Annotated in this window: 22 protein-coding genes; 9 read left to right on the forward strand and 13 right to left on the reverse strand. The window is 73.3% G+C overall.

Going from position 1 to position 21,635, the window contains the following annotated elements:
- Nucleotides 1-6: 6 nt before the first annotated feature.
- Together ACSMTC_RS17655 and ACSMTC_RS17660 are read right to left on the reverse strand one after the other, a co-directional pair.
- Nucleotides 7-1,179, reverse strand: a complete 1,173-nt coding sequence (locus ACSMTC_RS17655; RefSeq protein ID WP_436560655.1) for a serine hydrolase domain-containing protein — start codon at nt 1,177-1,179, stop codon at nt 7-9.
- 184 nt (nt 1,180-1,363) lie between these two features.
- Nucleotides 1,364-2,197, reverse strand: a complete 834-nt coding sequence (locus ACSMTC_RS17660) for a sulfurtransferase (RefSeq protein ID WP_436560656.1) — start codon at nt 2,195-2,197, stop codon at nt 1,364-1,366.
- A 147-nt stretch (nt 2,198-2,344) separates the two neighbouring features.
- Here ACSMTC_RS17660 and ACSMTC_RS17665 point away from each other — a divergent pair, with 147 nt between their 5' ends.
- Together ACSMTC_RS17665 and ACSMTC_RS17670 are read left to right on the forward strand one after the other, a co-directional pair.
- Nucleotides 2,345-3,184, forward strand: a complete 840-nt coding sequence (locus ACSMTC_RS17665; protein WP_436560657.1) for an NRDE family protein — start codon at nt 2,345-2,347, stop codon at nt 3,182-3,184.
- A gap of 158 nt (nt 3,185-3,342) precedes the next feature.
- A complete protein-coding gene (locus ACSMTC_RS17670; protein WP_436560658.1) occupies nt 3,343-4,350 on the forward strand; it encodes a sigma-70 family RNA polymerase sigma factor in 1,008 nt (335 codons plus the stop codon).
- A gap of 39 nt (nt 4,351-4,389) precedes the next feature.
- Here the strand turns inward: ACSMTC_RS17670 and ACSMTC_RS17675 are convergent, their stop codons facing one another.
- Entirely contained in the window at nt 4,390-4,683 is a 294-nt protein-coding gene (locus tag ACSMTC_RS17675) for an STAS domain-containing protein (protein WP_436560659.1), read from the reverse strand.
- A 188-nt stretch (nt 4,684-4,871) separates the two neighbouring features.
- On the opposite strand from ACSMTC_RS17675, the gene ACSMTC_RS17680 reads away from it, so the two are divergent.
- The 4 genes from ACSMTC_RS17680 (at nt 4,872) to ACSMTC_RS17695 (ending at nt 8,024) form a co-directional block, all read left to right on the forward strand.
- Entirely contained in the window at nt 4,872-5,501 is a 630-nt protein-coding gene (locus tag ACSMTC_RS17680; protein ID WP_436560660.1) for a maleylpyruvate isomerase N-terminal domain-containing protein, read from the forward strand.
- A gap of 195 nt (nt 5,502-5,696) precedes the next feature.
- Nucleotides 5,697-6,494: a COG4705 family protein gene (locus ACSMTC_RS17685; RefSeq protein ID WP_436560661.1), complete on the forward strand. Its 798-nt coding sequence runs from the start codon at nt 5,697-5,699 to the stop codon at nt 6,492-6,494.
- 135 nt (nt 6,495-6,629) lie between these two features.
- Complete coding sequence (locus ACSMTC_RS17690) at nt 6,630-7,478, forward strand: alpha/beta fold hydrolase (RefSeq protein ID WP_436560662.1); 849 nt, start codon at nt 6,630-6,632, stop codon at nt 7,476-7,478.
- 39 nt (nt 7,479-7,517) lie between these two features.
- Nucleotides 7,518-8,024, forward strand: a complete 507-nt coding sequence (locus ACSMTC_RS17695) for a peptidylprolyl isomerase (protein ID WP_436560663.1) — start codon at nt 7,518-7,520, stop codon at nt 8,022-8,024.
- Between the two features lie 111 nt (nt 8,025-8,135).
- On the opposite strand, the gene ACSMTC_RS17700 is transcribed toward ACSMTC_RS17695, so the two are convergent.
- The 4 genes from ACSMTC_RS17700 to ACSMTC_RS17715 all read right to left on the reverse strand — a co-directional run bounded on the left by ACSMTC_RS17700 (nt 8,136) and on the right by ACSMTC_RS17715 (nt 14,379).
- Nucleotides 8,136-8,747 (reverse strand): NAD-binding protein, encoded by a 612-nt coding sequence (locus ACSMTC_RS17700; RefSeq protein WP_436560664.1) that lies wholly within the window; start codon nt 8,745-8,747, stop codon nt 8,136-8,138.
- A 209-nt stretch (nt 8,748-8,956) separates the two neighbouring features.
- Complete coding sequence (locus tag ACSMTC_RS17705; protein WP_436560665.1) at nt 8,957-9,673, reverse strand: response regulator transcription factor; 717 nt, start codon at nt 9,671-9,673, stop codon at nt 8,957-8,959.
- Nucleotides 9,674-9,723: 50 nt separating this feature from the next.
- Nucleotides 9,724-10,353, reverse strand: coding sequence for a TetR/AcrR family transcriptional regulator (locus ACSMTC_RS17710; RefSeq protein WP_436560666.1), 630 nt, complete (start codon nt 10,351-10,353; stop codon nt 9,724-9,726).
- A 63-nt stretch (nt 10,354-10,416) separates the two neighbouring features.
- Nucleotides 10,417-14,379: a type I polyketide synthase gene (locus ACSMTC_RS17715; protein WP_436560667.1), complete on the reverse strand. Its 3,963-nt coding sequence runs from the start codon at nt 14,377-14,379 to the stop codon at nt 10,417-10,419.
- A 309-nt stretch (nt 14,380-14,688) separates the two neighbouring features.
- On the opposite strand from ACSMTC_RS17715, the gene ACSMTC_RS17720 reads away from it, so the two are divergent.
- Nucleotides 14,689-15,363, forward strand: a complete 675-nt coding sequence (locus ACSMTC_RS17720; protein WP_045303663.1) for a Crp/Fnr family transcriptional regulator — start codon at nt 14,689-14,691, stop codon at nt 15,361-15,363.
- A 203-nt stretch (nt 15,364-15,566) separates the two neighbouring features.
- On the opposite strand, the gene ACSMTC_RS17725 is transcribed toward ACSMTC_RS17720, so the two are convergent.
- From ACSMTC_RS17725 to ACSMTC_RS17745, 5 genes are all read right to left on the reverse strand, one after another.
- On the reverse strand, nt 15,567-16,388 hold the full coding sequence (locus tag ACSMTC_RS17725) for an MBL fold metallo-hydrolase (RefSeq protein ID WP_436560668.1): 822 nt from the start codon (nt 16,386-16,388) through the stop codon (nt 15,567-15,569).
- Nucleotides 16,385-16,579: a hypothetical protein gene (locus ACSMTC_RS17730; protein ID WP_436560669.1), complete on the reverse strand. Its 195-nt coding sequence runs from the start codon at nt 16,577-16,579 to the stop codon at nt 16,385-16,387. Before ACSMTC_RS17730 ends, ACSMTC_RS17725 begins: the two co-directional genes overlap by 4 nt.
- Nucleotides 16,580-16,642: 63 nt before the next feature.
- Nucleotides 16,643-17,503, reverse strand: a complete 861-nt coding sequence (locus ACSMTC_RS17735) for an NUDIX hydrolase (protein ID WP_436560670.1) — start codon at nt 17,501-17,503, stop codon at nt 16,643-16,645.
- Nucleotides 17,504-17,606: 103 nt separating this feature from the next.
- Nucleotides 17,607-18,077, reverse strand: coding sequence for a RidA family protein (locus ACSMTC_RS17740; RefSeq protein WP_436560671.1), 471 nt, complete (start codon nt 18,075-18,077; stop codon nt 17,607-17,609).
- Nucleotides 18,077-18,235, reverse strand: a complete 159-nt coding sequence (locus tag ACSMTC_RS17745) for a Sp36 family protein (protein ID WP_095874066.1) — start codon at nt 18,233-18,235, stop codon at nt 18,077-18,079. Before ACSMTC_RS17745 ends, ACSMTC_RS17740 begins: the two co-directional genes overlap by 1 nt.
- A gap of 342 nt (nt 18,236-18,577) precedes the next feature.
- On the opposite strand from ACSMTC_RS17745, the gene bagA reads away from it, so the two are divergent.
- Nucleotides 18,578-19,594 (forward strand): ATPase BagA, encoded by a 1,017-nt coding sequence (gene bagA, locus ACSMTC_RS17750; protein ID WP_436564724.1) that lies wholly within the window; start codon nt 18,578-18,580, stop codon nt 19,592-19,594.
- Nucleotides 19,591-20,784 (forward strand): ATPase BagB, encoded by a 1,194-nt coding sequence (bagB, locus tag ACSMTC_RS17755; RefSeq protein ID WP_436560672.1) that lies wholly within the window; start codon nt 19,591-19,593, stop codon nt 20,782-20,784. Before bagA ends, bagB begins: the two co-directional genes overlap by 4 nt.
- Nucleotides 20,785-20,935: 151 nt before the next feature.
- Here bagB and ACSMTC_RS17760 read toward each other — a convergent pair whose 3' ends face one another.
- Nucleotides 20,936-21,259: a WhiB family transcriptional regulator gene (locus tag ACSMTC_RS17760; protein WP_436560673.1), complete on the reverse strand. Its 324-nt coding sequence runs from the start codon at nt 21,257-21,259 to the stop codon at nt 20,936-20,938.
- Nucleotides 21,260-21,635 lie beyond the last annotated feature (376 nt).

The raw sequence follows: 21,635 nt of genomic DNA on the forward strand, positions 1-21,635 counted from the left end.
ACCGCGCTAGCGGGAGCACAGGCCCAGGGTGAGGATCCTGGTGATGGTGTCGTCGCCCCGGGGCCCGGCGGTCAGGTTGCGGTTGAGCGAGAAGGTGATCTGCCGCCTGCCGTCGGCGGTGGTGAAGCTGAAGGTCTCATAGCCGGCGACGCTGCCGCTGTGGCCCCAGACCGGGGTGCCGTCGGCGCAGTAGGTGCGGCTCTCCAGGCCCAGGCCGTAGGCGCGGCCGGTGTCGACCGGGTGCGGGGTGCGCATCTCCTTGAGCAGGTCCGCCGGGAGCAGCCTGCCGTCGAACAGGGCGCGGTAGAAGCGGTTGAGGTCGTCCGCGGTGGAGATCATCGTGCCCGCGCCCCAGACCGCGTTCGGGTTGAAGGTGGTGAGGTCCACCGGCGGGGCGGTGGGGCCGTCGGCCCACTCGTAGCCGTGCATGTGCGGGCCGGGGAGTTCGGCGGTGGTCGGGAAGGAGGTGTCGCCCAGGTGCAGGGGGCGCACGATGCGCCGGGCGATCTCCTGGTCGAGCCGGTGGCCCGTGATGTGCTCGACCAGCAGGCCGAGGACGACGTAGTTGGTGTTGGAGTACGCCCAGGAGGTGCCGGGGGCGAACCGCGGGCCGAGCCCGCTGGAGATGGCGACCAGCTCGCGCGGGGTGTAGGTGGCGGCCTGGGCGGAGCGGAGCGGGTCGGGCTGGGCGAGCACCTTGGTGAGGTAGTCCGCGAGTCCGCTGGTGTGGGAGAGCAGCTGACGCACCGTGATGTTCCGGCCGTTCGGGACCAGCCCCGGCAGGTCCTGCTCGATGGGGTCGTCGAGGCCGATCCTGCCCTCCGCCACCAGCTGGAGCACGACCGTCGCCACGAAGGTCTTGGTCACGCTGCCGATCCGGAACCGGTCCTCGGCCCGGGCGCGCTGCCCGTCGGCCAGATCGGCCGTGCCGCCGGCCGCGCGCCAGACGCCCCGCCCGTCGCGGAGCTCGGCGACCACACCCGGTACGCCCTCCGCCACCGCCTCGTCGAGCGCGTGCTGGACGGCGGCCCGGTCCGCGGTGTCCGACCGGACCACGGCCTCGGCGGCACCGCTCTGTGCGAAGGCGGGGCAGGTTCCGCCGGTGAGTGCGGCGGCGGCGAGCAGGACGGTGGCCAGTCGGACACCGGTGCGGTGTCCGGGCTTTGCGGTGGTGAGCACGGTGGTGGGCCTCTCCGGGTGTTTCTGTGCGACGGGAAGGATCCTGCCGAAAGCCCACCCGGCGGTCATCGCCGGTGACGGTGATCCCGCGGCTCGCCCGTGCGGGGGATACGCCCGCACGACTCCCCCCGCACCGGGGATGCCGGTGCGGCCGCGCCACCGGACCGTCAGCCGTTCACCCGGCCTAGGCCGGCGCCACCACGGGCAGGTCGCCGGGCAGCCCCCACTCGCTCCAGGAGCCGTCGTAGACGGCGAGGTCGCGGTACCCGGCCAGGTCGGCGCCCAGGGCCAGGACGCAGGCGGTGACCCCGGAGCCGCAGTGGAGCACCAGCCTTCGCCGATCACCGGCCAACTCACCGAAAACTGCTCGGAGTTCGTCCACGGGACGCATCCGCCCCGCCACCTGGAGGTCGCCGAACGGCAGGTTCAGCGCACCGGGCAGGTGACCGCGCCGCAGTCCGGGGCGCGGCTCCTCGGCCTGCCCCGCGTAGCGTTCCCGGCTCCGGGCGTCCAGGACCACCGAGGCGGGGTCGGCCAGCGCCGCCCGCACCGTACGGCTGTCCACGATCAGGCCCTCACGCGGGTTCGCCGTGAAGTCTCCGGGTGCCGGCACGGTGGGCTCCGCGGGCCGCACGGGCAGTCCGGCGGCGGTCCAGGCCGGCAGGCCGCCGTCCAGCACGGCCGCCCGGTCGAATCCCAGCGCCCGCAGCATCCACCAGGCGCGGGCGCTGGAGTAGATCCCGGCGCCGTCGTAGGCCACCACGGTGCTGCGGTCGTCCACCCCCAGCTCCCGGAGCCGCTCGGCGAGGTACCCGGCGTCAGGCATGGTGTGGGGCAGTGGACTTGACCCGTCGGAGAGCGCGCCGTCGATGTCGAAGACCCGCGCGCCCGGGATCCGCGCCTTCGCATCGCGGTGGGCGCCGACACCGGCGTCGAACACCACCAGACCGGGGTGGTCCAGCCGTTCCGCGAGCCATTCGACGGTGACCAGGGGCCCGGGAACGGGCAGTGGACTCATCGCACACCTTCATCCTCCGTCGGGGCCAGCCAAGATCGCAGCGCCCGCCGAGACGTGTCAATCCCCAGACTCCGCCGATCGGTCCTGCTCGCACAGGGTTTCGGTACACAATTGCAGGCAGCGGAAGCTCAAGCCGAGAGGTCAGCCGTGTGTACCGCGTTCGTCAGCATAGATCCGCGCTCCACCACGCCGGTCGTCGTCCTCGCGGTACGGGACGAGTACGTCACCCGGAGCTGGCTGCCACCGGACCGGCACTGGCCGTCACGGCCCGCCCTGGTCGGCGGCCGTGATCTGCAGGCGGGCGGCACCTGGCTCGCGGTGAATCCGGGCGGCGGCACCGAGCCGCCCGGGATGGCGTGTCTGCTCAACGGGTTCGGCCCGGCCGCCGATCCTGCGATGCGGATGTCGCGCGGCGACCTGCCGCTGCTGGCGGTGTCCGACGGCGGCGCGCTGGAGGCGCTCGACCTGGCGCGGTACGACCCGTTCCACCTGGTCCGCGCCCAGGCCGACGAGGTCCGCGTACTGAGCTGGTCCGGGCGTGAACTGCGGGACCGGCTGCTGCCGCCCGGACTGCACGTCGTGGTCAACGACGGGCTGGAGGGCGAGGCCGACAACCGTACGTCCTCGCAGCGGGCCGGCCGGATGATGGCCGCCCGGATCGGACACTTCCGGCCCCGGCTGGCGGCCGCCCGGCGGCCCGAGCCGACCGTCGGCCCGGCCGGCCGCCCGACCGGCGAGGTGTGGGACCAGTGGCTGCCGATCGCCGCCGGCGACGGCCTGGAGCTCGACGCGCCGGCCGCGCTGATACAGCGCCGCGACTTCGGCGACGGCCGGATCTGGGGAAGCACCTCCGTCTCACTGGTCGCACTCGCGCCCTCCGGCGTGCGGTACGACTTCAACTCGGCTCCGGGCAGTGCCGACTGGCACCAGGTCCGACTGGGCGGGCAGGCGGTGGCGGCCCAGCCGGCGGGGCTGCCCACCGCCTGACGCGGAGCCCGTCCCACCCCGGTGGCCCGGGACGTCCCCGCCCGTACCGACCTGCGGCGCGGGGCCCACGACCCGGCCGGTCGGTGCGGCCGGCCGGGACGGCTGTCGGAGGCTTCCGGTAGGTTCCTCGCGAACGGGACACGAGGCGGGGGCTTTCGATGGCTGATCTCATGCTGGCTGCGGACGAGGACACGGCAGACCTTGCCGACCAGCCCCTGGAGCTCCAGCTGGAGCGGTACCGGCGGGAGTTGACCGGCTACTGCTACCGCATGCTCGGTTCCTCCTTCGAGGCCGAGGACGCCGTGCAGGAGACGATGATCCGGGCCTGGCGCGGCTACCAGGGCTTCGAGGGGCGGGCGGCGCTGCGCTCCTGGCTGTACCGGATCGCGACCAACGTCTGCCTCGACTCGCTGAACGGCCGTAACAACCGGGCCCGCCCGATGGACCTGGCCGGTCCCTCCACCGTGGCCACGGCGAGCCTCGCGCAGCTCCCGGAGGTGGCCTGGATCAGTCCGGTGCCCGACGGCCGGGTGGTGGCCGAGTCCGGCGACCCGGCGGAGCTCGCCGCGCAGCGCGATTCGGTCCGGCTGGCGTTCGTCTCGGCCCTGCAGCGGCTGGCGCCCCGGCAGCGGGCGGTGCTGATCCTCCGCGAGGTGCTCGGCTGGCGGGCGAACGAGGTCGCCGAGCTGCTCGGCACCACGGTGGCCTCGGTCAACAGCGCGCTGCAGCGGGCGCGTTCGACGCTGGCCTCGCACCAGAGTGCGGCGACCGACCCCCTCCGCCCGCTGGACCGGGAGCAGACGGCGCTGCTGGCCCGCTACGTCGCGGCGTTCGAGGGCTACGACATGGACGCACTGGCCGCGCTGCTGCACGAGGACGCCACGCTGTCGATGCCGCCGTACGAGCTCTGGCTGCGCGGGCACGCCGACATCCGCGAGTGGATGCTCGGCCCCGGCAGCGGCTGCCGAGGCTCCCGACTGGTCCCGACCACGGCCAACGGCACCCCGGCCTTCGGCCAGTACCGGCCCGGCCCCGGCGGCGGGTACGAGCCCTGGGCCCTCCAGGTGATCGAGATCTCCGCGGGCCGGATCGTCGGCCTCAACTCCTTCCTCGACACCGACACCCTGTTCCCGCTCTTCGGCCTCCCCGCCCGCCTGGACGCCTGAGGCCCGGCGGAGGAGCGGCCGCGGACGGCAGGCTGCGGCTCACCGGCCCAACACGTCGCCGAGGCCGGTGAGTTCCATGAGCTCCAGCAGTTCCCGGGGAGCGCCGCGCAGCCGGATCTCACGGCCGTCGCGCCGGGCCGCGAGCTGCAGCCGGGCCAGTTGGCCGAGGACGGCGAGTGCCCCGCGGTCCACGGGGTCGAGCGCGCTCACGTCGCACTCCACCACCCGGGGGCCGTCCGCGCGGGACTCCCGCAACCGTCGGTGCAACCGGTCCCAGTCCGCCGGGCCCGGCCGGGCGACGAGGACCAGCGCCTGTGTGTCTCCGTTCTCCACGCAGAACAGACTTCTCCGGCCGCCCCGACTCATCGGTGGCGGAGGAATTCCCTGTTCGCCGACCGGCTGCGCCAGGCGTACGGACTCGGCGCGTGTGAGGCCCGATCCGGCCGTCCCGGCGTTCGAAGTACGGCCGGGACGCCCGCCCGGACGGGCCGTAGGCTGGCACTCCACCCGAGGAGGTAGTGATGAACCGTCAAATCGATCCGAACGGGCAACTGTTGATCGACCTGTGGCTCTCCTGGGCCGAGCGTGGTGAACGGCTGGAGCCCGGTGACTGGGCGACTCGGACCCGACTGCCCGGCTGGTCGGTGCACGCGCTGTTCGGCCACATCGCCCCCGACGCGGCGATGCTCGCCGGCCTGCGTGACGTCCTGACGGAGGAGCCGGCCGCCGTCACCAGCGGGGCGGAGATCCTCCGGATCTTCAACCGGCCCGGGGGTGTCGCCCATGCGGCGGCCGGGGACATCGAGCAGCAGGCCCGCCTGACGGCCGAGTCCGTTGCGCCCAAGGAGCTGATCAGGCGGTTCGCCGTCGACGGGCCCGAGGCCATCGCCGGGCTGGCGGACGTGCCGCCGACCGCGGTGCTCGCGTACCCGGCACTGGGGACGGTGACCTTCGGGGCGCTCGGCGAGGTCGCCGTCATGGAGGCCACGGTCCACCTGCTCGACCTGATCGCGGCGGTCGGCGGCCCGCAGCCGCCGGCGGCAGCCCTGGTGGCGACCCGCGAGCTGCTGGCCGGGGTGCCCGACCCGGTCTCCTTCATCGAGGCCGCGACCGGCCGGGCCGAGGGCCCGGTGCTGCCCGTCATGCGGTGACCGCTCCGCCCGACGGACGGTCGCGTTCGGGGGTAGGCCCCGCGAGCACGCTCGTCCGTCGGGCGGTGAAGCCGGCGGGGCCGAACCCGGCCTCGGGGCCGCCCGCGGGCACGTTCAGGACGCGGGCACCGTCGACCCCTCGGGCGGCCTCCGTCTTCAGGTTGGCTTCAGAATCGGTGTGCGACCCTGCGGCCCATGACGACCGCCCAGCTCCACCAGAACGGCCCGCAGCCCCCGACCCGGCACGCGACGGCCCGCCACGCGATGAGCAAGGTGCCGGAGGTGACGGCGCTCTTCTGGGTCATCAAGGTGCTGACCACCGGGATGGGCGAGACCGCGTCGGACTTCCTGGCGCACGTGATGAACCCGATGATCGCGGTCGCGCTCGGCGGTGTCGGGCTGGTGGTCTCGCTGGCGGTGCAGTTCGGCGTCGGCCGGTACGTGGCGTGGATCTACTGGACCACCATCGTCATGGTCAGCGTGTTCGGCACCATGGCGGCCGACGTCCTGCACGTCGCCCTCGGTGTGCCGTACCTGGTGTCCGCCCCGTTCTTCCTGCTCGCGCTGGCGGTCGTCTTCGGCGTCTGGTACGCGACCGAGCGGACGCTGTCCATCCACAGCATCCGCACCCGGCGCCGCGAGGTCTTCTACTGGGCCACGGTGCTGGCCACCTTCGCGCTCGGCACCGCCGTGGGCGACCTGACCGCGACCACCATGAACCTGGGCTACCTGGGGTCGGGGATCATGTTCGCGGTACTGATCGCCGTTCCGGCCGCCGCCCACAGGTGGCTCCGCCTGGGCGCGGTCCCGTCCTTCTGGATCGCCTATGTGCTGACCCGCCCGCTGGGCGCCTCCTTCGCCGACTGGATGGCGGTCTCGCACGAGCGCGGCGGCCTGGACCTCGGCCTCGGGCCGGTCACCGCCGTCTGGACGGCGGCGATCCTGGCCCTGGTCGGCTACCTGGCGGTGAGCCGCAAGGACGTCTCCCGCTGACGCACCCGCCCCTCTTCCGGTCCCCGGTGTGAACCCCGTGTCGTGGCGCGGGGATCCACCGGGGATCGCCGGTTGCCCGGAGTAGCGTTTCGCTCCAGGCGTCGACCCAGGTGTCGACCCAGGTGGGAGGCCGGGATGACGACGGGTGCGGAGCACACGGGCCATGGCGACACGGCGCACATGGGCCACGGCATGACGAGCGGTTACGCGGAGGTCCACGGCCTCCGGATGTACTACGAGGTCCGGGGCGGCGGGCGGCCGCTGGTGCTGCTGCACGGCGGGATGCACACCATCGAGCTGACCTTCGGGCCGCTGCTGGACGAACTCGCCGAGAACCACCGGGTGATCGCCGTCGAGTTGCAGGGCCACGGCCGCACCGAGGACATCGACCGGGAGATGACCCTCGGCGGCCACGCGGCCGACGTCGCCGCGCTGCTCGGCGAACTCGGCGTGGCGCAGGCCGACTTCTTCGGTTTCAGCCTCGGCGGCATGGTCGCCCTGGAACTGGCGGTGACCAGGCCGGCGCTGGTGCGCAGGATGGTGCTGGCCGGCGTGCCGTACCGGCCCGAGGGATACCACGAGCTTCCCCCGGGTTCGGACCGGCTGCCCACGGAGGCCGACTACCGGGAGTGGGAGCTGGCGTACCGGCGGGTCGCACCGGAGCCGGACCACTTCGCCGAACTGCTCACCCGCACCTCGGCGATGGCGGCGGCGCTGGAAGGCTGGTCGGCCGAGCAGCTCCGGGCGCTCCGTTCGCCCACCATGCTGCTGCTCGGCGACCACGACCTCGTCCGGCTCCCGCACGCCGTGGAGATGTTCGACCTGATCCCCGACGCCCGGCTGGCGGTGCTCCCCGGCGCGACGCACATGGACCTGGCCCGGCGGCCGGAGCAGGTGCTCGCACTGATCGGGCCCTTCCTGGCGGCAGACGACGAGGGTGTCGCGGCACGTTCCGATGATCTGCCGGGAGCGACCGGTCCGTGACAAGCTGTTTCCGCTTGCCCACCGAGCAAAGGGAGAATCATGACCACCGTTCGGCTCACCACCAACGCCGGCGACATCGACATCGAGCTCGACGAGGCCAAGGCCCCGAAGACCGTCGAGAACTTTCTGGGTTACGTCCGCAGCGGCCACTACGACGGCACGATCTTCCACCGGGTCATCGGCGGCTTCATGATCCAGGGTGGCGGTTTCACCGAGGGGATGTCCCAGAAGCCGACCCAGGCCCCGGTCCAGAACGAGGCGGACAACGGCCTGACCAACGTCCGTTACAGCATCGCGATGGCCCGGACCAGCGACCCGCACTCGGCCACGGCCCAGTTCTTCATCAACGTGGCGGACAACGACTTCCTCAACTTCAAGGCGAAGAACCCCCAGGGCTGGGGTTACACCGTCTTCGGCAGGACCGTCGCGGGCACCGAGGTCGTCGACCGGATCGCCGCGGTCCGTACCGGCTCGCGCGGCGGCCACGGTGACGTCCCGCAGGAGCCGATCGTGATCGAGAAGGCCGAGATCGTCTCCGCCGGCTGATCCTTCGGGCACCCGGCGCCGCCTGTCCGGCCGCGCGCGGCCGGCCCGCCACGGCGGCTCCCGCACCCGTGGCCGGTCGGGCAGGGCCCTGAGGATTCCCGGGGCTCCTCCTCAGGAGCCCTCAGGGCGGCGCTGGCGCGGTACGAACCCCCGGCCGCCACCGACCGCGCAGGCTCCCGGCTCACCCCCCAGCGCACAGCCGCCGGGCTCGGCCTCCCGCACCGTCCCCAGGAAGCTCCGGTAGAAGGCGGCGGCCGCCGAGCCGCAGTGCGGCGTCAGCCCGGTGACGGTCTTCGGCGCCCGGCTGTCCGGGTCGACCCAGCGGGGCGACCAGGCCAGCCGGAAGTCGGTGCCGGCGGACAGCCCGGACCGTTCCAGGATCGGCCGCACCACCTCGTCGGCGATCCTGGCGCAGACGACGGACTCCAGCACGATCAGCGCGCCCGGCCGCAGATACCGGCTCACCGCCTCGGCGGCCCGCTTCACCGCACCGAGGTCCGGCCCGCCGGCCCGGGCCCGCAGCACCGACGCGCAGATCACCACGGTCGTGACGGTCCTCAGCACCCGTTCGTCGGTGGTCGCGGCGAAGCCCTCGCGCAGCATCCGGTCCGCGGCGTGCTCGTCCTGGTCGAGAAGGACCACCCGCCACCCCGCGTGGCGCGCCGCCCGGGCGAGCGCGCGGCCGACGCGCCCGAGTCCGACGACGACCAACCCCTCGCGCACTACCCTCTCCCCTCTATCAGACCTGATGTCAACTCGCTTGACATCACAGCCTGTTACGCGCCCCAGCGGGTTTCCGCCTCAGGTTAGGGATCACACCGGCCAAAGTGGCCCTGGGCTTTCGGGGAGTTTTCACGCCATGTCGAAGATTTTGCATTCCAGGCCCCGGCGAGCCGGGCGGCCGGAGGGATCCCGGGGATCCGGACCGCCGGTCAGCCGTGCCCGAAGCGGAAGCCCACCCCGCGCACCGTGACGATCCAGGCCGGGGAACCCAGCTTGTTGCGCAGGCTGTTGACATGGGTGTCGATGGTCCGGCTCCGGCTCACCTCGGCGTTGCCCCAGACCTCGCGCTCGATCCGCGCCCGCGAGACCACCGTGTCGGGCTGCGACGCCAGCAGGTACAGCAGGTCGTACTCCTTGCGGGTCAGCTCGACCTGCCGCCCGTCCACGCTGACCTCCCGGCAGCCGGACTCGATGTGCAGCGCACCGCGGGTGATCGGCCGGGCGACCGCGGGACGCGGCCTGACCCGCCGCATCACGGCCTCCATCCGGGCGATCAGCTCCAGGAAGCCGTACGGCTTGACCAGGTAGTCGTCCGCACCGGACTGCAGCCCGAGCACCCGGTCCAGCTCGGTTCCCCGGGCGGTCACCGCGATCAGCGGGGTGTCACCGGCGGCCCTGATCTCCCGGCAGACCTCCAGGCCGTCGAGGTCGGGCAGGTCGAGGTCCAGCAGCACCATGTCGGCACTGCGGTACGTGCGGAGCGCCTTGCCGCCGGTGTCCACCCGGACCGCGTCGTGACCGTGCCGGCGCAGGCCCTGGACCAGGCTCTCGGCGGCGTGCGGATCGCTCTCCACCACCAGCACCCGCCAGCCGTCCCGGCCCGCCGGTGTGCGGCGGGCCGGCGGCTGGGTGTGTTCTCGCGGCATTGACTCCCCCATGCGCATTCGCCCTGAGGCGCTCCCTCCCGAGGCACGGCTCAGGAGGAGCCCGTGCCGGGGCTCCTCCTGATGCCGTTCAGGACGATGGCGAGGATCTCGTCCAACTCGCTGTGCAGGGGCCGCTGTTCCTCGGCCCTGGTCCAGCGGTAGAGCGCGCCCAGGTAGGTGTCCCGCAGGATGTTCCCCACCCGGACCGCGTCGATGTCGGGGGCGAACTCCCCTCCAGCCCGCCCCCGTTCGACGATCTCGGCGAAGATGAGTGCGGCGTACGGCTCCTCCAGCAGCGGCTGGCCGGCCTGCACCCAGGCCTTCAGCATGGCCGGGGTGGTGTGCCGCTCCTCCTCGTTGATCCGGCTGAGCACCGTCATGCAGCGCTGCAGCCGGAGTTCGAACTCGCCCCCCTCCGCGAACACATCCCCCTCCAACTCGGCCTTCAGCCGGGCACGGCGTCGCTCGCCCCACTCCGTGATGAGGTCTTCCTTGCGCTGGAAGTGGTTGAAGAACGTGCCCCGCGCGACATCGGCACGCTCGGCGATCGCGTCGACCGACGTGGCGTCATACCCCTGCTCGGCGAAGAGCTCCAAGGCGGCCTGGTAGACCCGCTCCCTGATCCGCTGCTTGTTGCGCTCGCGTCGCCCTGGTGCCGCTGTCGCGGTCGGCCGCTCCATCCGCTGCTCCTCCCCTGTGCCTCGGTGGTGTTACCGGCCGACTACTGACAGCCCCTGCGCAAGTTATACCAGAAGACAATCTTGGTCTGCAGTACATGTTTGACCCGCAGCCTCTCTCGCCTCCGCCGCGCCCGTCGCGGGAACCAGTCCGGCGGAGAGCTCGGCCGCGCTCTCCGGCCCCAGCAACCGGTCCGCCGAGACCCGTACCGCGCACTCCCGCTCCAGGCGGCGGCGCAGCTGGACCGCCATGATCGAGTCCAGCCCCTGCTCCCGCAGTGACCTGCGCCGGTCCAGCCGCGTCAGCGGCAGTCCCAGCACCGCGGCCGCCCTGGCCAGCACCGCGTCCCGGCCCGCCGGCGAAGGGTCCTGCTCACCGGAGAGCAGCAGCAGCTCGATCTCGGCCGGGGCCGAGGGCTGCTGCGGCACCCGGCCCGGCTCGGCCGCGGCGGCCCGGGACGGCCCGGGGACGTGGGCGGCCGCGGCGGGAGAGCCGTCGAGGCGGTGCAGCGTGATGCCGGAGAACTCCGCCAGCACCACGCCGTCCAGGCCGATCAGCGCGACGTCGGCGCGGTCGGGACCGTCCTGGTCAGCGGGCAGGAACCGGGCCAGGCTCCAGTACTCGGCCGGCAGTTCCGGTACGGCCAGGCTCACCCGGGTTATCCCGGTCGGCACATAGGCGGCCCGCTCCCCCTCGGCGGCCCCCGGCCAGGTGGCCAGCAGCGGCTGGAGGGCCGCCTCCCAGTGCGCCCCCTGCCGCGCGACGCCGCCGAGGGCGTCGTCCGCGTCCGGCTCGGCGGTGTCCGGCCGGGACATCCGGGCCACCGACTCCCCCTCGGTGCGCCACATCCGCCGGACGGTCCGCAGGTGGGGCGGTATCTCGTACCCGCGCTCGCGCGCGACGGCCAGGAAGGCGTCGGCCGAGAGGTAGCCGGTGCAGCGGGCCAGCGCGCCGTCCAGGCAGTACTCGCTCCCGGCGGAGAGCCGGCCGCCGACCCGGCCGTCGGTCCGCAGCCGGGCGTGCAGGCCGAACACGGCGTTGCCGCCCGGTCCGACGACGTGCACGGTGGTCTCCCACAGCTCGGCGCCGGCCTCCTCGACGACGGCGGTCGGCCGCCAGCGCACCCGCAGCCCTTCGGCCCAGCCCTCCTCGATCAGCTCGGAACCGAACCTGACCTCCTCCAGCGCCCACTGCCCCTCGGCGCCGGGCGCACCGGCGGAACGATTCAGCGCGCCCAGCAGGTACACCGCCCCGGGCAGCGGCAGGCTGCCCCGGAAGGAGGTGCCGCCGACCCGGGCGAGCGGCAGGAAGAGGTTCCGCTCCGACGAGTCGCCCCGGCGCTGGCTCCGGTCGTCCGGGGCGGGCTCCTCCCGGTGCTGCTCGGTGTCCCAGGTGTAGCCCGGCAGCGGCGCCCGCCGGGTGTCGCCGTACCAGCGCCGCCAGTCGATCCGGGCGCCGTGGACGAACAGGCGGCCGGCCGCTCTGGCCATCGCCGTCGGCTCCGACTGCTCCCGGTACAGGCTCGGAACCACCCGGGGCACCGCCCCGGCCGCCGCCAGGGTGTCCTCGGTGGCGGCCGTCAGCAGCGGGTGCGGGCTGATCTCCAGGAAGACGTGCTCGCCGCGCCGGGCCAGCGCCGCCACCGCCTCGGCGTACCGAACGGGTCTGCGCAGGTTGTCCATCCAGTACGCCGCGTCCAGCTCGCCGCCCTTCACCGGACGGCCGTGCACGGTGGAGTACAGCTCGACCCCGCCGGGCTCCGGCCGCAGGTCGGCGAGGGCGGCGAGCAGGTCCTCGCGCAGCACGTCCATCCCCGGTGAGTGCGAGGCGACGTCCACCTTGACCGGGCGGCAGAACACCCCTTGGGCCCGCAGTTCGGCCGCGACGGCGTCCAGCACCCCGCGGTCGCCGGCCAGCACGCTGGAGGTGGGCGAGTTCTCGACGGCCAGCTCCACCCCGGTGCCGAACCGGGCGGCCAGCGCCCGTGCACGCTCCCCGGGCAGCTCGACCAGCAGCATCGCGCCCTGGCCGGACAGCCGGGCCATCAGCGCACTGCGCCGGCAGATCACCGCGGCCGAGTCCGCCACCGTCAGGGCCCCCGCGACCCGGGCGGCGGCGCTCTCCCCCATGCTGTGGCCGAGGCAGACCCGCGGTTCCACGCCGTGGCTGCGCCAGGCCTCGGCCAGCGCCACCTCCATCGCCCAGAGCACGGGCTGCACCGCCGCCACCCCGCCGCCCACCGCGCCCTCCTCGGCGGTCAGCGCGGCCAGCGGCGACCAGCCGGTCTCGGCCGAAACGGCCCGGTCGCACTCGGTCATCGCCGCCCGGAAGGCCGGCCACCGCTCCAGCAGCTCGCGGCCCATCCCGACCCACTGGGAGCCCTGGCCGGGGAAGACGAAGACGGTCGGCGCCCCGTCCGCCGCCGGCACCTCCGCAACCGCGCCGCCCGGGGTCTCCTCCCCGGCGCCCAGCGCCCGCAGCGTCTCGGCCAGCCCGTCGTGGTCCGTACCCACCGCCCACAGCCGGTACGGCTGCGCATCGCGGTGGAGCGCGGCGCTCGCGCTCAGATCGCGCAGCGGGTAGTCGCGTCCGGCCCCCGTCAGGTGCCCGGCGTACGCGCGCGCCAGCCGCCGCAGCGCCCGGGGCGACCGGGCCGACAGCACCAGGAGCTCGGGGTCGTCCGACGCCGGGCGCTCGGGTTCCGGGGCGTCGGCGGGCCGGTACGCACCGACCACGACATGGGCGTTGGTCCCCGAGAGGCCGAAGGAGCTCACCCCCAGCAGCGCGGCCGGGCCGCCCGGCCGCAGCGGTTCGCGCTCAGCCGCCACCCGCAGCGGCAGGGTGTCCTCGGCCAGCAGCCGGTGCGGGGTCCGGTAGTGCAGCGAGGCGGGCACCTGACCGTGCCTGGCCATCAGCACCGCCTTGATCAGCCCGGCGATCCCGGCCGCCGCCTCGGCGTGCCCGATGTTGGACTTCACCGAGCCGATCAGCAGCGGCCGCCCGGCCGGCCGTGCTCCGTCCATCGCCTCCGCCAGGGCGCTCAGCTCGACCTCGTCCCCGGCCACCGTCCCGGTGCCGTGCGCCTCCACGTAGTCCAGCTGCGCGGGGGTGATGCCGGCGCTGTCGCAGGCCTCGCGGAGCATCTGCACCTGGCCGTCCACGGCGGGGCGGAGCAGGAAGCCGCTGGCCCGGCCGTCGTTGGTGACCGCGCTGCCGAGCAGCAGGGCGTGCACCTGGTCGCCGTCCCGCAGGGCGTCGTCGAGCCGCTTGAGCACCACCACGCCGATGCCCTCGCTGCGTACGAAGCCGTCCCCGGCGGCGTCGCCGAACTTGCACCGGCCGTCCGCGGCGAGCATCCCGGCCTGCGAGTACGCCACCGCGTCGTCCGGGGCCAGGATGACGTTGACGCCCGCGGCGATCGCCAGGTCGCTCTCCCCGGTGAGCAGGCTCTGCCGGGCGGAGTGCACGGCGACCAGCGAGGACGAGCAGGCGGTGTCGGTGACGATGCTCGGGCCGCGCAGGTCCAGGACGTAGGAGAGCCGTCCGGCGGTGACCGCGCGGATCCGGCGGCCCGCGGAGTCGTGGATCCCCCGCCTGGACAGCGGCTGCGGCAGGTCGGCGTACTCGGCCGTGGCCTGCCCGACGAAGACCCCCGACCGGCTGCCCGCCAGCGAGGACGGGCGGATGCCCGCGTCCTCCAGTGCCTCCCAGGCGACCTGCAGCAGCAGTCGCTGCTGCGGGTCCATGGTCCGCGCCTCGGCGGGCGAGATGCCGAAGAAGGCGGCGTCGAAGCCGAAGACGTCCGTCAGGAAGCCGCCGTGGCGCGAGACCGTCTTGCCCGCGGTGCCGGGCTCGGCCTGGTAGTACGCGTCGATGTCGAAACGGTCCGCCGGGACCGGTGTCACGGCGTCCGTGCCCGCCAGGAGCAGCGACCAGTACCGATCGACCCCCTCGGCCTGCGGAAACCGGCACCCCAGGCCGACCACCGCCACCGGCCGGCTGAGCTCCCCTTGCCTGCCATGCGCCATAGCCACAGATCTTCCGTTCCGAAAGGACGACTCTCGTCGATTGATGTGCTGGAGTCCAAAGATGGACTCGACTGCATGTTATTGGCCCGGTCGCGACCTCGACACAGCCGCCTTGACCATCTCTTTACCGGACGTGTACGCACGCTCAGGGGTGCCGCGCCCGGGATTCAAAGGTCACGGTGAGTACAAATGGCCGCGTACCACGCCCCGCCCCCCACCCCCTCCTCATATGATCGGAGCGACATGCGTCATCCTTGGTGATGCAGTCTTGACGAGTAGGACCGCCCCACACCCAGCAGGAGGAAGCTCGTGGACGACGTTCTGCGGCGTGCCGCGCTCTTCGCGGCTCTCGACGACGATCAGGCCGCTGAGCTGCGCGCTTCCATGACCGAGGTGACGCTCGCCCGCGGCGAGTCGCTGTTCCACGAGGGCGACCCGGGCGACCGCCTCTACGTCGTGGTCGAGGGCAAGGTGAAGCTCCACCGCGCCTCGCCGGACGGCCGCGAGAACATGCTCGCCGTGCTCGGCCCCAGCGAGATGATCGGTGAGCTCTCGCTCTTCGACCCGGGCCCGCGCACCGCCACCGCGACCGCGCTCACCGAGGTCAAGCTGCTCGGCCTCGGGCACGGCGACCTGCTGCCGCTGCTGCACGCCCGTCCCGAGGTGTCCATCGCGCTGCTGAGGGCCATCGCCCGCCGCCTGCGCCGGACCAACGACGTGATGTCCGACCTGGTCTTCTCCGACGTGCCCGGCCGGGTGGCCAAGGCGCTGCTCGACCTCTCCCGCCGCTTCGGCGTGCAGTCCGAGGAGGGCATCCATGTCGCCCACGACCTCACCCAGGAGGAGCTGGCCCAGCTGGTCGGTGCCTCCCGCGAGACGGTCAACAAGGCCCTCGCCGACTTCGCCGGCCGCGGCTGGCTGAAGCTGGAGGCCCGCGCGGTCGTCCTGATGGACGTCGAGCGGCTCTCCCGCCGCTCGCGCTGAGCGTTCCCGTCCAAACGTCTCCAGGGGCGCGGGGAACCGCGCGATCCGGAAGGCACCGGCCCGCACCGCCCACCGGCGGGTAGTGGGGCGCGGCCGGCCCGGCAGGTCCGACCGGCCGGCAGTCGTCTTCCCTCGCGCGCGGTACTCCGCGCCCCTGTGCGCCCGCCCCCGTCTCCGGGGGCGTTGGCATGCTCCGCCAGGAGCTAGATCAGACCGTGGTCCTCCAGGTAGCTGAGCTGGGCCTGGACCGACAGCTCGGCCGCGGGCCAGAGGGCGCGGTCCACGTCCGCGTACACCCGGGCCACCACCTCCGCGGCCGTCCGGCAGCCGTCCTCGACCGCCGTCTCCACCTGGGCGAGCCGGGTGGCCCGGTGGGCCAGGTAGTAGTCGACCGCGCCGAGCGCGTCCGCGAGCACCGGACCGTGCCCCGGCAGTACGGTCCGTACGCCGCGCTCGGCCGCCATGGTGTGCAGCCGCCGCAGCGAGTCCAGGTAGTCGCCGAGCCTGCCGTCGGGGTGGGCGACCATCGTGGTGCCCCGGCCGAGCACGGTGTCGCCGGTGAGGATCGCGCCGTCGGCCGGCAGATGGAAGGTCAGCGAGTCCGCGGTGTGCCCGGGGGTGGCGACCACCCGCAGCTCCAGACCACCGATGTCGAGCACCTGCCCGCCGTGCAGCCCCTCGGAGCCCAGCCGGTGCGCCGGGTCCAGGGCCCGCACGTTGGTGCCGGTCAGCTCGGCGAAACGGGTGGCGCCCTCGGCGTGGTCGTGGTGTCCGTGGGTGAGCAGCGTCAGCGCGACCCGCTTGCCGCGCTGCTCGGCCGTGTCGATGACCCGGCGCAGATGGCCCTCGTCCAGCGGCCCGGGGTCGACCACCACCGCGAGGTCGGAGTCCGGTTCGAAGAGCAGCCAGGTGTTGGTGCCGTCCAGCGTCATCGGCGACGGGTTGGGCGCCAGCACGCACAGCGCGCGAGTGGTGGCCTCGCCGCCGATGGTGGCGGCGGGGTCGCCCGGCAGCAGACCGCTCACCGGCCGCCCTCGCTGTTCCGGATCAGCGCGCGCGCCGGCAGGGCACGCTCCAGCGGGCGCCTGCCGGCCTCCTCCGCCGGTACGGCGTGGGACTGCAGGCCGGCCGGGGTGCGGGCCGGGAGCGTACGGATGAGCGGGGCGCCGCCGGTCAGGGCGCGTGCCGGGCGTGGAGCCACTTCGTCGTGGTTCATCGGGTGGGGGTCCTTCCTGGGGTCGCACGGTGGCCGGGGAGCACGGACCGGTCCATCAGCCGGTCACGGCGGGAAGTGGCCGTCGATGGTCAGTTCCTCGTACCCAGACCATCGCACCGTCAGCCGGTCGCCGGCCACCGTGGCCCGGCCGAGGACGGGTTCGATCCGCCGGTCCGCCGCCACGCTGAGCGCCTCGGCGGCCGTCCGGACCGGCAGCAGTTCGCGCAGCACGGTCACGGTCGGCGGCAACATGCCGTACCGGCCCTCCGCGTGGCCCCGGACGGCCTCGGCGGGCGACAGCCAGGCGACCCGGTCGGCCTCGCCGACCTGGAGTGCGGCCTGCTGGTCGGCGGGCAGCGCGGCCACGAAGAACCAGGTGTCGTACCGGCGCTCCTCGAAGGCCGGGGTGACCCAGCGGGCCCAGGCCGCCAGCAGGTCGCTGCGCAGCAGCAGTCCGTTGGTCTGCAGGAAGTCGGCGAAGGAGAGTTCGTGGGCCTCCAGCGCGGCCCGCTCGGCGCTCCAGTCCCGGGGGGCGGCGGTGCTGTGCGCGTCCGGCCCGGCCAGCAGCACACCGGCCTCCTCGAAGGTCTCCCGGACGGCCGCGCAGACCACCGCCTGCGCGGTGCGGGCGTCCACACCGAGCCGCTCGGCCCACTGCCGGGGGGAGGGTCCGGCCCAGGCGAGCTCGGCCTCGGCGTCCCTCGGGTCCACCCCGCCGCCCGGGTAGGCGTACATCCCACCCGCGAAGGCCATGGAGGTGCGGCGGCGCAGCAGGTAGGCCTGCGGGCCCTCGGCCGTGTCGCGCATCAGCACCACCGTGGCGGAGGGCTTCGGCACAAGCGGGGTCAGCTCGCCCGACTCGACCGCCCGGATCCGGGCGGGCCAGGACGGCGGCATCGGGGCCGACGGTGCTCGATGATCCATGCCCGGATGCTAAGCGGGCAGGGCCCGGCTTGGACAGAGCCCGAAGGCGGAAGGGGCGGCCGGGGTCGGACCGTGACCGGCCCCGACCGCCCCGCGCCGGGCGTCAGGCGCCGGCCTTGACCCTGACCTGGAGCTCGACCTCGACCGGGGCGTCCAGCGGCAGGACCGCGACGCCGACCGCGCTGCGGGCGTGCACACCGGCCTCGCCGAGCGCCTCGCCGAGCAGCTCGCTGGCACCGTTGATCACGGCGGGCTGGCCGGTGAAGTCGGGGGCGGAGGCGACGAAGCCGACCACCTTGACGACCTGCTCGATCCGGTCCAGGTCGCCGATCACGGACTTCACCGCGGCCAGCGCGTTGAGCGCGCAGGTCTGCGCGAGCTGCTTGGCCTCGTCCGGGTCGACCTCGGCGCCGACCTTGCCGGTCTTGGGCAGCTTGCCCTCGACCACCGGCAGCTGGCCGGAGGTGAAGACGTACTCGCCGGAGCGGATCGCCGGGACGTACGCGGCGACCGGCTTGGCCACCTCGGGGAGGGTCAGACCGAGCTCGGCCAGCTTCTCCTCAACCTTGCTCATCAGCTCTTCTCCCGCTTGAGGTAGGCAACCAGCTGCTCGGGGTTGTTCGGCCCCGGGACGACCTGGACGAGCTCCCAGCCGTCCTCGCCCCAGGTGTCGAGGATCTGCTTGGTGGCGTGCACGAGCAGCGGCACGGTGACGTATTCCCACTTGGTCATGGCGCTGACTCTAGACGAGGACCGGCCACTGCCCGTGCCGTACGCACCACGTCCGCGGGAGCGCCGCCGCGGGGTGTGAGGTGGGACACAAAGCGGGCATGAATCCGCCGGGCTGCCAGGGTGCTCCCCGCATCGCAAGCCGCCGCTGGTTACGCTCGCGGGAAGGGCACCCAGGGGTGCCGGCCAACGGACGGACGGAGACGGAGCGTGGCGAGCACTCCCGGCCCAGCGGACCGACCCACCGCCGAGGAGGCCCCGGCAGGGCACTCCGGGGCAGGGCCCGGCGCACCGGACGGGGAGAGCGCACCACCGGACGGCACCGGCGGCCCGGACTGGGAGGGCGTGCGGCTGCACGTCGTCAGCGGCAAGGGCGGGACGGGCAAGACCACGCTGGCCGCCGCGCTGGCCATCGCCCTCGCCGCCGAGGGCGGCCGGACGCTGCTGATCGAGGTCGAAGGCCGGCAGGGCATCGCCGAACTGTTCGGGATCGCCGCCCTGCCGTACGAGGAACGCAAGATCGCCGCCGTCACCCCCGCCCAGCTCGGTCTGGAGGGCAAGGGCTCCGGGGAGATCTTCGGGCTGGCGATCGACACCGAACTGGCGCTGCTCGAGTACCTCGACATGTTCTACAAGCTCGGCCGGGCCGGGAAGGCACTGCAGAAGGTCGGCTTCGTCGATTTCGCGACCACCATCGCACCGGGCGTCCGGGACGTCCTGCTGACCGGCAAGGCCTGTGAGGCGGCCCGCCGCAAGGGCCCCGACGGGCGCCGCGCCTACGACGCGATCGTGATGGACGCGCCGCCGACCGGGCGGATCACCAGGTTCCTGAACGTCAACTCCGAGGTCGCGGGCCTCGCCCGGATCGGGCCGATCCACGGGCAGGCGCAGGCGGTGATGCGGGTGCTCAGGTCGCCGGAGACGGCGGTGCACCTGGTCACCCTGCTGGAGGAGATGCCGGTGCAGGAGACCGTGGACGGCGTCACCGAGCTGCACGAGGCCGGGCTGCCGGTCGGCGGTGTGCTGGTGAACATGGTCCGCCCGCCGGTGCTCGACGCCGCCGCGGTCGCGGCGGTGGACGGGGACCACCGTGAGGAGGTCGCCCGGGCACTCGGCGAGGCCGGCCTCGGCGGCCGCTCCCGGTCGGCCGCCACGGTCCGCACGGCGGTCGAGCCGCTGCTGGACCCGCTGCTCGAACAGGCCCGCGAGCACGCCGAACGGGTCGAGCTTGAGCGTGAACAGCGCTCGGCACTACAGCAGTTGAGGATGCCGACGTACGAACTCCCGCTGCTCGGCGAGGGCGTGGACCTCGGCGGTCTCTACCGGCTGGCGGGCGAGCTGAAGCGACAGGGGGCGGCATGACGGCACGGCTGGCGATCGACACGCTGATCGACGACCCGAAGACCCGGATCGTGGTGTGCTGCGGCTCCGGCGGGGTCGGCAAGACCACCACCGCGGCCGCGATCGGCCTGCGGGCGGCGGAGCGCGGCCGGAAGGTGGTCGTGCTGACCATCGACCCGGCCCGCCGACTCGCCCAGTCGATGGGCCTCACCGAGCTGGACAACACCCCCAGGCTGGTCAAGGGCACCCGACAGACGGAAGGGGCGCTGCAAGGCTGCTCGGTTGAGGGTGGCGGTGGGCGACGGGCGGGCGAACTGCACGCCATGATGCTCGACATGAAGCGGACCTTCGACGAGGTCGTGCTGGCCCACGCGGAGCCCGAGCGGGCGAAGGCGATCCTGGAGAACCCCTTCTACCAGTCCCTGTCGGCCGGTTTCGCCGGTACCCAGGAGTACATGGCGATGGAGAAGCTCGGCCAGCTGCGGGCGGCCGACGAGTGGGACCTGATCGTGGTCGACACCCCGCCGTCCCGGTCCGCGCTGGACTTCCTGGACGCGCCGAACCGCCTCGGCTCCTTCCTGGACGGCAGGGTGATCCGACTGCTGACCGCACCGGCCAAGGTCGGCGGGCGCAGTGCGATGAAGTTCCTGAACGTCGGCATGGGCCTGCTGACCGGCACGCTGGGAAAGATCTTCGGCGCCCAGCTGCTGACGGACGTTCAGACCTTCGTCGGCGCCATGGACTCGATGTTCGGCGGCTTCCGCGAGCGGGCGGACCGTACGTACCAGCTGCTCAAGGCGCCGGGCACGGCCTTCCTGGTGGTGGCGGCGCCGGAGCGGGACGCACTGCGCGAGGCGGCCTACTTCGTGGACCGGCTGGCCGCGGACGAGATGCCGCTGGCCGGGCTGGTGCTCAACCGGGTGCACGGCACCGACGCGCCGCAACTCACTTCGGAGCGCGCGCTGGCGGCGGCCGAGGCCCTGGAGGAGAACGGCGCTCCGGACTCGGCGGCTGCCGAGACACTGGCCGCGGGACTGCTCAGGCTGCACGCCGAACGGATGCAGATCATGGACCGGGAACGGCGCACCCGGGACCGCTTCGTGTCGGTCTACCCGGACGTGCCGATCGTGGAGGTCGGCGCGCTGCCGGGCGACGTACACGACCTGGACGGCCTGCGCGCCATCGGTGACCGCCTCGGCAGGACGGAGTGAGCTGCCGCCGCCGCGATCGCGACGGATCCCGACAGGATGGAGCTCCGCATGGCGGAGCTCGACGGAGCGGCGTTCGGCGGAGCGGGGTTCGGCGGAGCGGAGTTCGGCGGGACGGGGTGAGCCACCCGCCCGTGGGCCGGCCTGCTCTCGCTCAGCCCGCCTGGGCGTAGTCGGTGAGGATGACGCCGGTCGCGAGCGACTGCTCGTACTCCGTGCGCGCCGTCTCCAGCAGTCGGCGCCAGGACATCACCGTCGGGCGGCGGCGCAGCAGCGCACGGCGCTCGCGCTCGGTCATCCCGCCCCACACGCCGAACTCGACCCGGTTGTCGAGCGCGTCCGCCAGGCACTCGGTGCGCACCGGGCAACCGCTGCACACCGCCTTGGCGCGGTTCTGCGCCGCCCCCTGAACAAACAACTCGTCCGGATCACTCGTGCGGCAGGCAGCCTGCGCACTCCAGTCGTCCACCCAGCCCATGCTGGCGCCGTCCTCTCCCGAATCGGGGCTCCCCCACGGCGGCAACGGCATATTCACCGTTGCCAGTTGAGGACGTTACGGAAGAACGACAGCGCGCAACAGCCCCTACGGGCTCAATCTCAAATGACCCGATCGGACTATGGGTATCTGACTTCTCACTCGTTGGAGTGATCGCAGGTCGCAGTGCTTGTCAGAGCCACTTGGACCACTTTCGTCACGCTGCGCCATCAGGCCACCGGAGCGGTCCGATTTCAGCCACCTCAAACCATGGCGAATCGGACAAATCTCATCACTCACAAGAGTGATGCCGATGAACGGAGCGAAGCTGTCGCAGTCTTGTGACAAGCCTAGGCGAACACCTGCCCCCTCGCCGGGT

This window comes from Kitasatospora sp. HPM-01-4 (assembly GCF_051374625.1).
Classification (GTDB): domain Bacteria; phylum Actinomycetota; class Actinomycetes; order Streptomycetales; family Streptomycetaceae; genus Kitasatospora.